We start from the raw sequence: 12,741 nt of genomic DNA, 5'->3' as shown, positions 1-12,741 counted from the left end.
CGGTCGCCGATTCGCTGGAACATCCGATCGTCGCGAGCAATAAGCAAGTCGTGCTGGAGACCGCGAAAAACAAACGCGGTTGAGTTCGGATAGGCACAATCGTTCGTTTCGTTAGTTGGACGCGATGAAAGGTCAGCGAAAGAAGGAGAGCCTGCAATGGCTTTCCACGAAGCGGAGCAGCTCATGTAACAGGGGTGGCATTGGGGAGGCTAAGAGGTTGTTGATTTATTGAGCCGCACCGCGTTAGCGGCGGTTGATTAGACGCCAACCGGGGCTAACGCCCAACGGCTAATGATTGGCATTCGGTACGCGATTAAATCAACAGTCTGCTAAGAGTTAATTCAATGATCGATGATGAGGTCATTCACATCGGTGGCGAGATTGCCCCTGGCGTTCAGGTGGCAGAACTGCAATAAGTAAACCCATCGGTGTACTCTATAACGTGATTTTCAAAAGTAAACCGCCCGGAGCAAGTTTTGCCAGCCCGTCCAACCGAGTCCGAAGACGCCGCGCCACGCCGGCTGACAGATCGCAAACGCCTTGCGATTGTGCAGGCGGCGGCAATGGAGTTCCAGACACGCGGTTATTTTTCGACCAGCATGAATGTGATTGCAGCGACCGCGAACGTGAGCAAGCGGACGCTCTACAACCATTTTGACAGCAAAGAGGCTCTCTTCGACGCGATCATCGAGGAGTTGACGCAGAAGGCTGAGTTGCTGCCCGAGTGCTCTTTCGATCCAACACGCGACTTGCGGGAACAGTTGGTTGAACTGGCTGAGGCCGAGGTGCAATTCATGACCTCGGCATCCGTTGTCGCTTTGGCGCGTGCCGGCATCTCGCGAGTTTTGGCCGAGCCCGAGGTAGGCAAGAAAATCGATCACCGACGCTTTCACAAACGCGTCAAGAGCTGGCTGGATGATGCTCTTGCGGCGGGTTGCCTGAACCACACCAGCACAGAATTTGCGGCCAAGCAGTTCGTTGGAATGCTGATGACGTTTGCGTTCTGGCCGATGATCGTCAACGGCGAGTCACCGCCGAGCAAAAAGAAACGTGTTGACATCATCGAGTCCACCGTCGAGATGTTTCTGTGTTGCTATCGAGAACCAGAGTAGAACAGTTGTCCTCAACTGTTCCGTCGAGCAGCGTTTAAACGTCAAGCCTCATCGCAACCGAGTTCATTTCCGATCGTTTGTATCAGACTGCTCGACAGCACAAGAATTCCCCACGCCGGCCCCGTCCGGGGCGATGTGTCTTGATCGGAATGCACGATGGGGTAACTGCAAATTGTAAAGTGGACATTGCAATTTGGCAATTGCAGATCGGTGGAATCCGGTGGCTTGGCCGAGCTGAAGCACTTTGCAATTTACATTGAACAATTTTCACTTCGCAATTCACCCGCCGCATCTTCACGATAGTCTTGTCCGAGACGATGATGCCGAACTTCGGCCTCGTTGCGAGAATATGGAGAGCACCAGAGTAGAACATTTGTCCTCAATTGTTCCGTCGGGCAGCGTTTAAACGCCAAGCCTCATTGCAACCGAGTTCGCTTCCGATCGTTTGCGTCAGACTGCTAGACAAGATAAACGTTCCCCACGCCGGCCCCGTCCGGGGCGATGTGTCGTGAGCGGGATGCAAGATGGGGCGATTGCAAATTGCAAAATGGACATTGCAAATTGGTAATTGCAGATCGATGGAATCCGGTGGCTTGGCCGAGCTGAAGCACTTTGCAATTTGCATTGAACAATTTGCAGTTTGCAATGCACCCACCGCATCTTCACGACAGTCTCGTCCGAGACGATGTTCGTGAACTTGCAGCACTTCGCGATGCTACCAACTTCGATAACTCTTCTCACGCCCCGGTGTGCGATGTCATCCGAGGTGGGGCGTAGGGATTGTTGTTGCCCAGTGTGTCCGACGCTTGCGATGGGTTGGTTGCCGTCGGCACATAGATCGGTTCGTATTCGCTGCCTCGCGCGATTTCGCAAATCGCATTGACCATCGCGTCGCGCTGACGACGTCGTTCGGATGACTTCATGTTTGCGAATCGGAAGTCGCGGTAGACCAATGGGATTTCTTCCGGACCATCGGGCGTGCGAACATAAATCATGGCCGCATGCAATTGAGTCCATCCGCCGGCGGGCGTGAACGATTGGGGGATCGCACCCAGAATGGAGCTTGGTCCAAAGTGGTAGCGGTTGCGATCGCCTTCCATCCAAACACCGTTGTTGTCGATGCGTACCCAAACCAGATCGGACGCGGTTTCCAATCGCAGCAGATTCCATCGTTCTTGCGGAACGATCTCGCAAAATCTGGATCCATCTTCATTGGGGTGAACCACCGGATTGCGGCGTCCCGCGATGACGCGGCGGAGTTGGCGAGCAAGCAAGAGGTGAAACGGATACTCTTCGTAGCGGCAAACAATCATCAGTTGCGTCGCTGCAATCAGACCACCGACAATCACCGCGGCGACGAATAAAAGGATGCTCTCGATGCCGGCTCGAGAGGTAAAGAACAGGAAACGAATGGTCAGCAGCAAGCACAGGCTGGCAACAAAACTGAGCGTGCCATGAAAGGCTGTGATGCCCAATAAGGTCACAACTTGACGAAACCAATTCAGCACCCGGCCTGGGGGTTCCTCAGGAAGATCCGTCCCAAATGCTTGGATCGAAGCGAAGTGGTCCGCCAGCGTTTCGGTCGCCGAAGCATCCGATCGCTGAGCGTCGGATGGTGTCGTGTCGGACGGTTGCGAGGCGGATGGCTCTGCGGCGGGCGTCTGGAAGTTCATGATCCTCGCCTGCAAATGATGGCTCTTGCTACTTACTGATCCCCGACACCGATCAGTCGCAACGTTGTCGGTGTCGGCTTTTGCTGGACATCTCAGAGTAACGCGGATTCGGGATCTTTGCACGCAGATTCGCGATGGAAACGGTGTCTATCCGCGACAGATCATGCGTCTTGCTGGGTTCGCTTTCCCGAACCTGCCGCAGAGAGATGTTGTCGCTCAAGCGTCTCCGCCTTTTCTCAGACGCACTCGTAAAACGCCACAGGTTGACGTTATTTGTGTTTATATCCAGTTATAAGTCGCTTCTGGCATACTTCCGCGGATCGCAGAGCGATGGACTTGGAGAGAGGTTTAAACACTGTCGAAATCCGCGATTGTCAAGTTAGGTAAACCTTGCCGCCAACCACTTCCGACTTCTGGCGCGGTTGGTGCGATTGTGTGCATCGAATCGGTGTCAACGGCCGAAACGAAGGGTGAAAGACAGACTCGTATCACGTGTCGAGGCGTTTCTCCTCGGCACCCAATTCATATTGGATGGAAGGATTCGGAATGAATCGTTGGCTTTTACTCGGATCGATGGCCGGAATGCTGATGATCAGCACCGGATGCCTTCACCACAACACTCGCGGCGGATGCTCGACTGGCAACTGCGGCGTCGCGTCAAGCGATTGTGGCTGTGGTGATTCGTCTTGCGGAAACGGTGCATGCAGCAATGGCTCGTGCGGTCGTGTCGGTGGTGGCGGACTGTTGGGCAAAACTCGCGGTCGCCTGATGGGTTGCAAAACCGGATGTCGGACTGGCTGCGAAGCCGGACCACTCGGTTGGCAGCAAGGTGGCTTGGACTACAGCTCGCATCTGAACCCAGGTTTGTTGGGTCACGGAGCGGCGGCTCAAATGCAGGGCCAGCCATTTACTCCAGGTGCGCCGTCTGCCCAAGTCGCGTATCCTTACTATACCCACCGTGGTCCTCGCGACTTCTTGCTGGACAATCCGCCCAGCATCGGTCCCTGATCGCACTGGGGTTTGAATTTCGAGTCTGCTCAGGCCGTTGTGCCTGAGGCTCTCGAATTGATTCCGTCTGTGAAGAGTGTTCCGCAGTCGCCCGAGGGAGTTTAGGCGTGGCAACCGATTTTCGGCTGAAAGAGCAGTTACCAGAGCTGACCGAGCAAATCGTCAGCACATACACCTCCGATGATTCAATCAATCATTTGGGGCACTGCCCATTGCCTAGCTACACCGCCGTCGTTGACATCCTTTTGGATCTCAAGGACATCCTTTACCCGGGTTACAAGCGGCATACCAATTTGCATGCCGGCAACATCCGCTACCACGTCGGCGGGTTGATTGATTCCTTGCACGATCAGCTGACGACTCAGATCGCTCGTGCTTTACGGCACGAGCACCGCGTGCTGCAGAATCACAAGGATTGTGAAACGGACATCGACTTCGAAGCCAAAGGCCAAGCCATGGCGATCGAGTTGCTCAAACGCGTCGTGAAATTGCGGCACATGTTGGCGACCGATGTTCAAGCCGCTCACGATGGCGACCCGGCTTGCCAGACGACCGATGAAGTCGTCTTTTGCTACCCCGGTTTCGAAGCGATCACGGTCTACCGAATCGCTCATGAACTGGTGCAGCTCAACGTGCCTTTCATTCCTCGAATGATGACGGAATGGGCGCACAAAGAAACTGGCATCGACATTCACCCTGGTGCGACGATCGGTGAGTACTTCTTCATCGATCACGGAACCGGTGTGGTGATCGGTGAGACGTGCCACATTGGAAAGCACGTCAAACTGTATCAAGGTGTGACGCTTGGCGCATTGAGCTTCCCAACCGACGCCGATGGCCAGTTGATTCGCGGCCAGAAACGTCATCCGACGATCGAAGACGAAGTGGTGGTTTACGCCAACGCGACGATCTTGGGTGGTCGCACAGTGATCGGTCGCGAATCGGTGATTGGTTCGAGCGTTTGGATCACTCGCAGTGTCTCGCCCGGCACCACGGTGGTACTGGAGAAACCGCAACTGAAGGTACGTGGCTCGGATGAGCCCGCCGATGAGTTGCGTCCCGAGGTGAATTACCAAATCTGATCACTGGGTAACCCCAGACGATTCGGTATAGTGTGGCGATGTTGAAGAAAGAACGCGCCGCCATTGTCCTCGAGCGTCTGAACACGCTCTATCCCGACCCGCCGATTCCGCTGGACCACACCGACGAGTTCACGTTGTTGGTCGCTGTTTTGTTGAGTGCGCAATGCACCGACAAAAAGGTTAATGAGATCACGCCGGAGTTGTTTTCGGTTGCCGGAACGCCCTCAAAGATGCGTGAGCTTGGCGAAGAGGGAATCCTCGAAATCATCCGCCCGCTCGGACTTTCAAAGCAGAAAGCCAAGGCGCTCGCGAAGCTATCGGGGATGCTGATCGATCTGCACAAAGGCCAGGTACCAAGCACATTCGAAGAGCTGGAAGCATTGCCCGGTGTCGGGCATAAAACAGCCAGCGTTGTGATGTCGCAAGCGTTCGGCTTCCCAGCGTTTCCGGTTGACACGCACATTCATCGACTGGCCCAGCGTTGGGGATTGTCCAGCGGCAAAAGCGTTGTGCAAACTGAACGAGATCTGAAAAGCTTGTTCCCCGAGTCGTCTTGGAACAAGCTGCATCTGCAAATCATTTTCTACGGTCGAGAGTTCTGCACCGCGCGAGGCTGCGACGGACGCGTGTGTGAACTCTGCCGCGAGCTCTATCCCAACCGCCGCAAACCAGTGACCTGGATCAAACCCTGATCTTTCTTACTCGTCCGCGTGGCTGGATTCGCCAGAATATCAGAGCTCCGGTTGGAATCTCTGGGCCTGTTGCGTGGCGGCTTTCTGTCGATGTAGGCCAGGTTCCACCTGGCTGGGCGAATGGCCGGGGCCTCACGAACTCGCGGATGAATGACTAATCGCCTCGCTTTGTGCCAAAGCATCGGCTGGATGCCAGGTACAACCTGGCCTACGAGACTAGTTAGTTCGTGGTTGAATTCGGCAGAATTCAGATGTTTTAGGTGGGACGCGTCCGAATTTTTGGCGAATCCGGCTACCGTGCGTGACGGCTTTCAGTGGACATCGGCGTAGGCCAGGTTCCACCTGGCGGGGTGATCGGACGGAGCCTCGCGAACTTGCGGATGAATGCTAAACCGCCTCGCTTTGTTCCAAAGAATCGGCTTGGTTGCCAGGTAAGACCTGGCCTACGTGGCTAGCCAGTCCGTAGCTGGCTTCGGCAGAATTCAGGTGTTTCGGTTGGGACGCGTCCAAATTCTTGGCGAATCCGGTGACGGTGCAATGGCGGCTGGACCAAACGAAACGCGGATCCGGCAAGATCGCCTTCCAATTCAAACCAGCGTTCCTCTCGTTGAAAATGCACCGAGAGGAACGTTGATTCGAAACAGGCGTTTCTACTCGCCTTCGCTTTGTGCGTCAGCGATCGAGCCGTCTTGGGCTTCGATGGCTTCCCAGTCGATGCCCTCGGGAGCGGCCAATTTTTCCGCGTCACCGCCGCCCTGCGAGCAGGCCGGCAAGCCCGATAGGCCCACCGCGAAACACAGCGTTGCGATCATTCGTGTCAACTTCATCATTCGAAACCTTCAATCGTTTCCTTGGAAGAAATGGACCCGTGAGCTCCCCACAATCCGTAGGGACTCTTTTGTCCGACATTACCGTAGTTCTTTGAAATGCTTTGGGCTTGTTGATTGCCCGCTTCGATCGAATCGGTGACGAACTTCACGGCTCCATCCGTCAACAGAACATGAACCCCACCTTGATGGTGACTTGCTGAGCTGAATACGCCTGATTGCCAGGCAGTGCCCCAACCCATGGGGCAGGTGGGTGAGTTGGGTGGCAGGACAGTGTTCATGCCCGTGATCATCAAGTGATAGTTCCACCAGCGACCGCCTCGTGACGTTCCCCCACTGTCCCACAGTGGCACACTGCTCTCGATGAATTGGGGACGCTCGGGGTCAATGACGGAAGTGCAGAGAGTCAAATCGGATCCCATCGAGTCATCGGCGGGGAAGTGCGAAAGGTTGACGACGGAACCACCGACGCCGCGGTCGCCGAGGTTGGTCACAATCTCAGCCATCGCAATTGTGTTCGACAATCCATCGAGGACGTCTCGGAATTTACGCGGTTCATCTCGTTTGAACAGACCGCGGAAGACACCTTGGTCGGCCCACTGGTTCGAGGGTGGATACCCGATTCGCAAGATCGCATCGCCATGAGAAAATGCATAATTGGTCATGCCTGTTCCCAAGGGCGACACGCCTGGATCGGAAGGGCAACGGAATGCGGGGGTTTGCATTTGGTAAGGATCGTACTCATTCAAGTCGACCCATGGACGCGGCCCGAATGGCGGCCACAAACCAGCGGCAGTGGCATCCGTTGGTGTTTCGCCGGGTTCGGGCATCAATGGGTTGGACATCATTTCCCATAGACCCTGCTGCTCCAAAAACGGCAACAGTCCAATGTTCGCACTGAGCTGCTTCAGAGCGGGCAACGAAGGGCCGGTTCCGTTGGGTGGCAACCGGTTGTAAGCCGCGTGGTAGTTGTGCAGCGACAAGCCGATCTGCTTGAAATTATTGCTGCATGACATCCGTCGAGCTGCTTCTCGCGCTGCTTGAACCGCCGGCAATAGTAGTCCAACGAGAACTCCGATGATTGCAATGACGACCAACAGTTCAACGAGCGTGAACGCTTTGCGTTTTCTGCCTGTTCTCACAATGTGCTTCCTTTGAATGAACGAAAAGTGTGGCGCTGCTCCATGCACAACGCCAGAAAAGACGAAGGATTTCGTGTCTGATCAAAGAGAGGGGGTTGGGTTGATTTTTGGACAGGATTTTTCCGCAAAATGCAAATTAAGTTGGATTAGTTGTCCAAAATTACCTGGGGTGGACTCTCTGAGTGCATGAATCCGACGAACAGGATCGCCGATTCAATCCATTGATTTCCATCTTGCGACACCAGAGAAACGATGAAAAACAACCAAATTGGACGACGTGGCTTCTTGCGAGTTATGGGAGGAGCAGGAGTGCTTTCCGCCACGGCTCCCGGATACATCATGGGAAGTGAACGTTTGTCTTCGGAGGCGAGTTCAGCGGCGGAAGGCGTCTTGGTCGAGGCCAGCCAGTTCGAGGATTTGGGTGGCTGGACATTGGATACCCAGCACTACCAGCAAATGGGCGGCTGTTATCTGTTGGCCCATGGCATGGGAGAGCCGGTTGCCAACGCGACCACTCACGTCGCTCTGCCTGATGCAGGAACTTGGCACGTTTGGGTGAGGACGCGTGATTGGTGCCAGGGCGAGTGGAAATCTCCCGGTCGCTTTCATGTGACAGTCAACGACAAAACTCTGACACCGGAATTTGGGACGGAAGACACAAAATGGCATTGGCAAAAAGGTGGTGCCATCGAGATCGATGACCCGGCCAAGGTGAAGATTGAGTTGGCCGACCTCACCGGTTTTGATGGTCGCTGTGACGCGGTCTATTTCTCCAAGTCGTCCTCGCCAACGCTGCCGAACGACGCCGCGGAAGTAGTGGCTTGGAAAGATCAAGTCACCGGTCGTGCCGAATTGCAAGTCAATGAACTCGAGTTCGACTTGGTCATCGTCGGCGGCGGGATTTCAGGTTGTGGTGCGGCGCTGGCGGCACGTTCGCAAGGACTGAAAGTGGCATTGATCCAGGACCGGCCCATTTTTGGCGGCAACGCCTCTGAAGAAATTCGTGTTCACACGTTGGGAATCCACGGCCGTGCCGCTGGGATCTTGAAAAAGATCGATACGGAACACTATCCCAACGGCAGCGCGCTGGCTCGCAAGGACCAAAAGAAACGTGAAGCCGCCATGGCCGCATCGGGCGTCGAGCTTTTCGCGGGACACATCGCATGTGGATTGTCCAAGAGCGATGGACGCATCGAAAGCGTGGAAGCCAGGGAAGCGTCCTCCGGTCGTTTGAAACGCTTCTATGCTCCTGTCTTTGTCGATGCGACTGGCGATGGTTGGCTGGGGTATTGGGCCGGAGCTGAATACCGAATCGGCCGCGAATCGCACACGGAATTTGGTGAAGCTTGGGACAAGCACGGCGATCTTTGGAGTCCTGAGGTTCCCGATAAACGTGTGATGGGAACGTCAGTGCTTTGGAATGCCGAGAAAACGAGCCAGCGCAGCACTTTCCCCGACGTGCCTTGGGCGATGCCGGTGGCGAAGGATCACGAAGCGACCGCGGGGGAATGGTACTGGGAATACTCTGACAATGATCTGGATCAAATCGACGATGCGGAAACCATTCGTGACCACATGTTGCGTGCGATCTACGGTTCGTTTGCCAATGCGAAACGGCATCCCAAGAACGCACCCTGGACGTTGAAATGGGTTTCGTTCGTTGGTGGCAAACGCGAATCTCGCCGTCTGACGGGCGATCACATCTACACGATGAAAGATGCCGCTGAACGACGCGAGTTCGAGGATGCGGTGGTGGTGGAAACGCGCGAGATCGATTCGCATTACCAGCAAGTCTTGCAGGGCAATCCGGTCGACTTCTTGTCCAAGGCGTTGTTCTACAAAACCGGTGGAGAATACTTCGTTCCGTTCCGAAGTCTGTATTCAAAGGACATCGATAATCTGATGATGGCCGGACGCTGTTTCAGTTGTTCCCACATTGGATTGGCCGGACCGCGCGTCATGAACACGTGTGGTCAAATGGGAGTTGCAACCGGGTACGCCGCGTCGCTGTGCAAGGCTTATCAAGCAACGCCTCGAGAAGTCGGGCAGAAGCATGTTCGCGAACTTCGCAGTCTGATCGGTTTTGAGGATCGCTCGTCCTGATGAGACACTGGGTCAATCTTGCCTTGCTGTTTTCGTTCAGCACCCTGATGGTCACCGGGGTGCTGGTGTTCACGCTGCCGTTTTCTCAGACGAACACGCGATTGCATGTGGTCTCCGGGGTCGTGTGTGTCGCCTTGGTGGCAAAGCATGTGTTGAGCCGACTCAGCTACTTTCGATCCATTGCATCAAGGAAGTCAAAGGCGATGGGATTGGCTCGCAAAGCAAGCGTGCTTGGGTTCTGGGCGGTGGTGCTGGTGGCCTCGCTTGCCGCGGTCCCGCCTACCAATTGGTTGATGAATCAAAGCTATGAGACTCGCCAGCGAAACCAGATTGTACGAGTGTCCTCACTGGTGGGCTTTGGCGAGTTGTCGCCGCATCAGCGGATTGTTGTGAGAAAACCCAAGCGAGAATCGGACGCGAGGCTTTCGATTCATCTTGGTTATTCGATGTCGCTTGATCGCCTGCCTGCCACGGCGGTTTGGGTGGAATCCACAACCGGGACCATGATTGAGACGTTGTACCTGGACGAAGGGCTTGCTTACAGCGAAGTTGTTCCACGCACCACGTCTTCCGGCGATGGGGCAGTGCTTCGCCGCAGCGATGTGCTTCCGATTTGGCGACACGCCTACACCATGGTCTCCGGGGTCGATCCCGATGGAGAAGTCGATGGAATGACAGGGGCCACTAAGAATCACCGCTTCGAATTGGATCAGTATCTCCAACCGGGGAAAGGCAATCGGTTTGTCGTTTGTGTGGAATTCAATCTGCCGGGTGATTCAAACGATGAGTGGCAAGAAACCGAGTGGGGGCAACCATCGTTGCTGTACACGGCGCTGATTGACGTCGATCGTGAGAGTCCTCATGCGATTTTGGAATTGACGGGGCACGGTGGGGGCTCCGAGGGTGACGGCAACATTCGCTATGACTTGGAAAATATCACCACCGCTCGAAAGATTGCAGATTTGTTTTTAGCGAAGCTGGATCTGCCACACTCAAAGGCAGCCCCAACAAAGGAATGAACTTCCAGGCATACGACGCCCTGAAGAAATCAACGCAACAACAGATGAGTAACAACGACCAGGCAACGACCGAATTCATTCAGCTACTGACCGAGTCTCAACGCTCGCTGTTTTACTACATCCATTCGCTCATCCCCAATCGAATGGACGCGGATGAAGTGCTGCAGGAAACCAACCTCGTGCTTTGGCGAGAGTACGAACGATTCGAACCAGGAACTAATTTCCGGGCGTGGGCGTGCACGGTGGCGCTCAATCAGGTCCGAGCTTTCACGTCGAAGCGACGGGCCAAACGACCCCACTTCGATACCGAAACCGTAATGTTGATTTCCGAGCGGCAGGAGAAACGATCGGCCTATTTGCAGCGTCGGTTGGATGCGTTGGAAGGTTGTGTTCAGAAGCTGCCTGAACGCAAACGATTGTTTGTGGAACAACGTTACCGGCAGGGTGTGCCAGTGGAAAATATCGCAGAGGAGATGGGCTCCAGCGTGGATGCCGTTTACAAAATGTTAAGCCGTATACGTGAGGCACTTCACGCATGTGTTGACCGCACTCTTTCTCTCGAAGGAACTCGCTCCAATGACCCAGCGTGAACGATTTGATCAGTTGCGAAACGCCTTTTTGGGCGGTGTGGCGACTCAAGCGGAAACGGAGGAACTGCAAAGTCTGCTGCATGCCTCGGATGAGTTGCTCGATGACTATATCGAACATGCGAACCAAGATGCAGCGTTGATTTGGAATGGCATTCCGGAGCAAACGTTGCCCCCTGTTTGCCCCGCCGAATCAGCCACTGGTTTGTCTCGGCTGAACCGCTACCTGCCTTTGATTGCCGCCAGTCTCTTGTTTGTTGCGGCGGCGGGCTGGGAATGGATGACGATGCAGCCGCGATCGGTTGCGACGATTATTTCGTCAACCGATTGCCATTGGGGCACCGGGACTTTGCCAACAACCGTTGGTCAAGAACTCACCACGGGACGCTTGCGTTTGATTTCAGGGATCGCGGAATTGCAGTTTCCTCGTGCGACTGTTTCGATGGAAGGACCAGTCGATATCGAACTGATCTCAGCGGAACGTTGTCGCCTGCATTCGGGCAGCATTGTTGGGTCGGTCAGCGAAGGCGGTGAAGGATTTGTGGTCGAAACACCTCGGGCGGAGATCACCGATCGTGGAACCAAATTTGGTGTCTTTGTCGACAACGTCGGTGACGCTCGTTTGGATGTGATGGAAGGCAAGGTCGATGTCAAACATTTGGGAACGGGACGGCAAATGACTTTGGAAGGAACCAGTCGAGCGTTCGCTTCCGTTCATGCGTTGGAAACGTTTGCCCCGAAGCAGAAAAGTGGGGGCGAGCAGAACGGCGTAATGCCTGCCTCTTCCGACAAAGTCATTCACATCAGCTCCGCCTATGGCGATGGCGACGAAGGTGATGTCACCTCTGGGGATCGGCGAGAGGGAGACGTGTTCCCCACGCCGGATCATGTGCTGCTGGTCAAACGTGCTGACAGCGAACCTCATTGGAACCGAAAGGCGTTCATTCGATTTGATCTCACGGGCTTTGACATATCGGAGCTGTCGAGCGTGGAGCTTCGGCTGGAAGGTGTCCACACAGGGATGGGGTACACGTCCTTGTTGCCTGATTCCACCTTTCGCGTTCACGGTGTGAAGCCGGAATACAACACGGATTGGAATTCCAAAACGCTCGATCGAAACAACTTTCCCGCCAGGAAGCCAGAGACTCATCAACTTAATCCGGACAAAGTCGAGTTACTTGGCGAGTTCTTGATTCCACAATCAAAACCGCAAGGACAATTTGTGATCGCCGACCCACGGTTGCTGCAGTTTGTGCAAGACAACTTGGGATCCACGCCGACGCTGGTGATCACCCGGCTGACTTCCGTGAATCAGACCCAAAGCTACGTGCATGGATTCGCCAGCCGAACCCACCCAACCGCCAGCCCACCAACCCTGCGATTGCACGTCAAGCAAACGACCACGGACTGAAGTCGCTTGGTGTCCAGTGCGTGTCGCTGGACTTACCAGAATTCAGATGTTTCGGTTGGAACGCGACCGAATTCTTGGCGAATCC

General features: G+C 54.9%; 11 protein-coding genes. 8 read left to right on the top strand and 3 right to left on the bottom strand.

All coding sequences use genetic code 11. From position 1 onward, the window contains the following. Positions 1-563 precede the first annotated feature (563 nt). Complete coding sequence (locus RB_RS10255) at positions 564-1,112, top strand: TetR/AcrR family transcriptional regulator (protein ID WP_315851297.1); 549 nt, start codon at positions 564-566, stop codon at positions 1,110-1,112. Between the two features lie 737 nt (positions 1,113-1,849). Here the strand turns inward: RB_RS10255 and RB_RS10250 are convergent. Next, positions 1,850-2,785 (bottom strand): hypothetical protein, encoded by a 936-nt coding sequence (locus RB_RS10250; protein ID WP_164921831.1) that lies wholly within the window; start codon positions 2,783-2,785, stop codon positions 1,850-1,852. A 546-nt stretch (positions 2,786-3,331) separates the two neighbouring features. Between RB_RS10250 and RB_RS10245 the strand changes: the two genes are divergently transcribed. From RB_RS10245 to nth, 3 genes are all read left to right on the top strand, one after another. After that, entirely contained in the window at positions 3,332-3,793 is a 462-nt protein-coding gene (locus tag RB_RS10245) for a hypothetical protein (protein WP_231846376.1), read from the top strand. A 107-nt stretch (positions 3,794-3,900) separates the two neighbouring features. Continuing rightward, positions 3,901-4,875: a serine O-acetyltransferase gene (locus tag RB_RS10240; RefSeq protein ID WP_011120272.1), complete on the top strand. Its 975-nt coding sequence runs from the start codon at positions 3,901-3,903 to the stop codon at positions 4,873-4,875. Positions 4,876-4,907: 32 nt separating this feature from the next. Beyond that, positions 4,908-5,567, top strand: coding sequence for an endonuclease III (gene nth / locus RB_RS10235; RefSeq protein ID WP_011120271.1), 660 nt, complete (start codon positions 4,908-4,910; stop codon positions 5,565-5,567). Between the two features lie 650 nt (positions 5,568-6,217). On the opposite strand, the gene RB_RS10230 is transcribed toward nth, so the two are convergent. Both RB_RS10230 and RB_RS10225 read right to left on the bottom strand, forming a co-directional pair. Then, positions 6,218-6,397 carry a hypothetical protein gene (locus RB_RS10230; RefSeq protein ID WP_011120267.1) on the bottom strand — a complete coding sequence of 60 codons (180 nt, stop codon included), beginning with the start codon at positions 6,395-6,397 and terminating at the stop codon, positions 6,218-6,220. Then, positions 6,394-7,536, bottom strand: a complete 1,143-nt coding sequence (locus RB_RS10225; protein WP_164921829.1) for a DUF1559 domain-containing protein — start codon at positions 7,534-7,536, stop codon at positions 6,394-6,396. The genes RB_RS10230 and RB_RS10225 overlap by 4 nt, the downstream gene beginning before the upstream one ends. Positions 7,537-7,788: 252 nt before the next feature. Here RB_RS10225 and RB_RS10220 point away from each other — a divergent pair, with 252 nt between their 5' ends. From RB_RS10220 to RB_RS10205, 4 genes are read left to right on the top strand one after another with little or no spacing between them, the layout of a single operon-like run. After that, positions 7,789-9,639 (top strand): FAD-dependent oxidoreductase, encoded by a 1,851-nt coding sequence (locus RB_RS10220; RefSeq protein WP_011120263.1) that lies wholly within the window; start codon positions 7,789-7,791, stop codon positions 9,637-9,639. Further along, positions 9,639-10,658, top strand: a complete 1,020-nt coding sequence (locus RB_RS10215) for a DUF4405 domain-containing protein (protein ID WP_007327229.1) — start codon at positions 9,639-9,641, stop codon at positions 10,656-10,658. The genes RB_RS10220 and RB_RS10215 overlap by 1 nt, the downstream gene beginning before the upstream one ends. After that, positions 10,655-11,248 carry a sigma-70 family RNA polymerase sigma factor gene (locus RB_RS10210; RefSeq protein WP_007327230.1) on the top strand — a complete coding sequence of 198 codons (594 nt, stop codon included), beginning with the start codon at positions 10,655-10,657 and terminating at the stop codon, positions 11,246-11,248. The genes RB_RS10215 and RB_RS10210 overlap by 4 nt, the downstream gene beginning before the upstream one ends. Further along, positions 11,235-12,656, top strand: coding sequence for a FecR domain-containing protein (locus tag RB_RS10205; protein WP_164921828.1), 1,422 nt, complete (start codon positions 11,235-11,237; stop codon positions 12,654-12,656). The genes RB_RS10210 and RB_RS10205 overlap by 14 nt, the downstream gene beginning before the upstream one ends. Positions 12,657-12,741 lie beyond the last annotated feature (85 nt).

This window comes from Rhodopirellula baltica SH 1, from assembly GCF_000196115.1.
Classification (GTDB): Bacteria; Planctomycetota; Planctomycetia; order Pirellulales; family Pirellulaceae; genus Rhodopirellula; species Rhodopirellula baltica.
Note: the sequence above shows the minus strand (reverse complement) of the source record. Positions and strands in the feature narration are given on the sequence as shown.

Excerpts from the sequence above, each read along its gene's own strand:
- RB_RS10255 (WP_315851297.1), top strand. The coding sequence starts at position 564 with ATGGAGTTCCAGACACGCGGTTATTTTTCGACCAGCATGAATGTGATT.
- RB_RS10250 (WP_164921831.1), bottom strand. The coding sequence starts at position 2,785 with ATGAACTTCCAGACGCCCGCCGCAGAGCCATCCGCCTCGCAACCGTCC.
- RB_RS10245 (WP_231846376.1), top strand. The coding sequence starts at position 3,332 with ATGAATCGTTGGCTTTTACTCGGATCGATGGCCGGAATGCTGATGATC.
- RB_RS10230 (WP_011120267.1), bottom strand. The coding sequence starts at position 6,397 with ATGATGAAGTTGACACGAATGATCGCAACGCTGTGTTTCGCGGTGGGC.
- RB_RS10220 (WP_011120263.1), top strand. The coding sequence starts at position 7,789 with ATGAAAAACAACCAAATTGGACGACGTGGCTTCTTGCGAGTTATGGGA.
- RB_RS10215 (WP_007327229.1), top strand. The coding sequence starts at position 9,639 with ATGAGACACTGGGTCAATCTTGCCTTGCTGTTTTCGTTCAGCACCCTG.
- RB_RS10210 (WP_007327230.1), top strand. The coding sequence starts at position 10,655 with ATGAACTTCCAGGCATACGACGCCCTGAAGAAATCAACGCAACAACAG.
- RB_RS10205 (WP_164921828.1), top strand. The coding sequence starts at position 11,235 with ATGACCCAGCGTGAACGATTTGATCAGTTGCGAAACGCCTTTTTGGGC.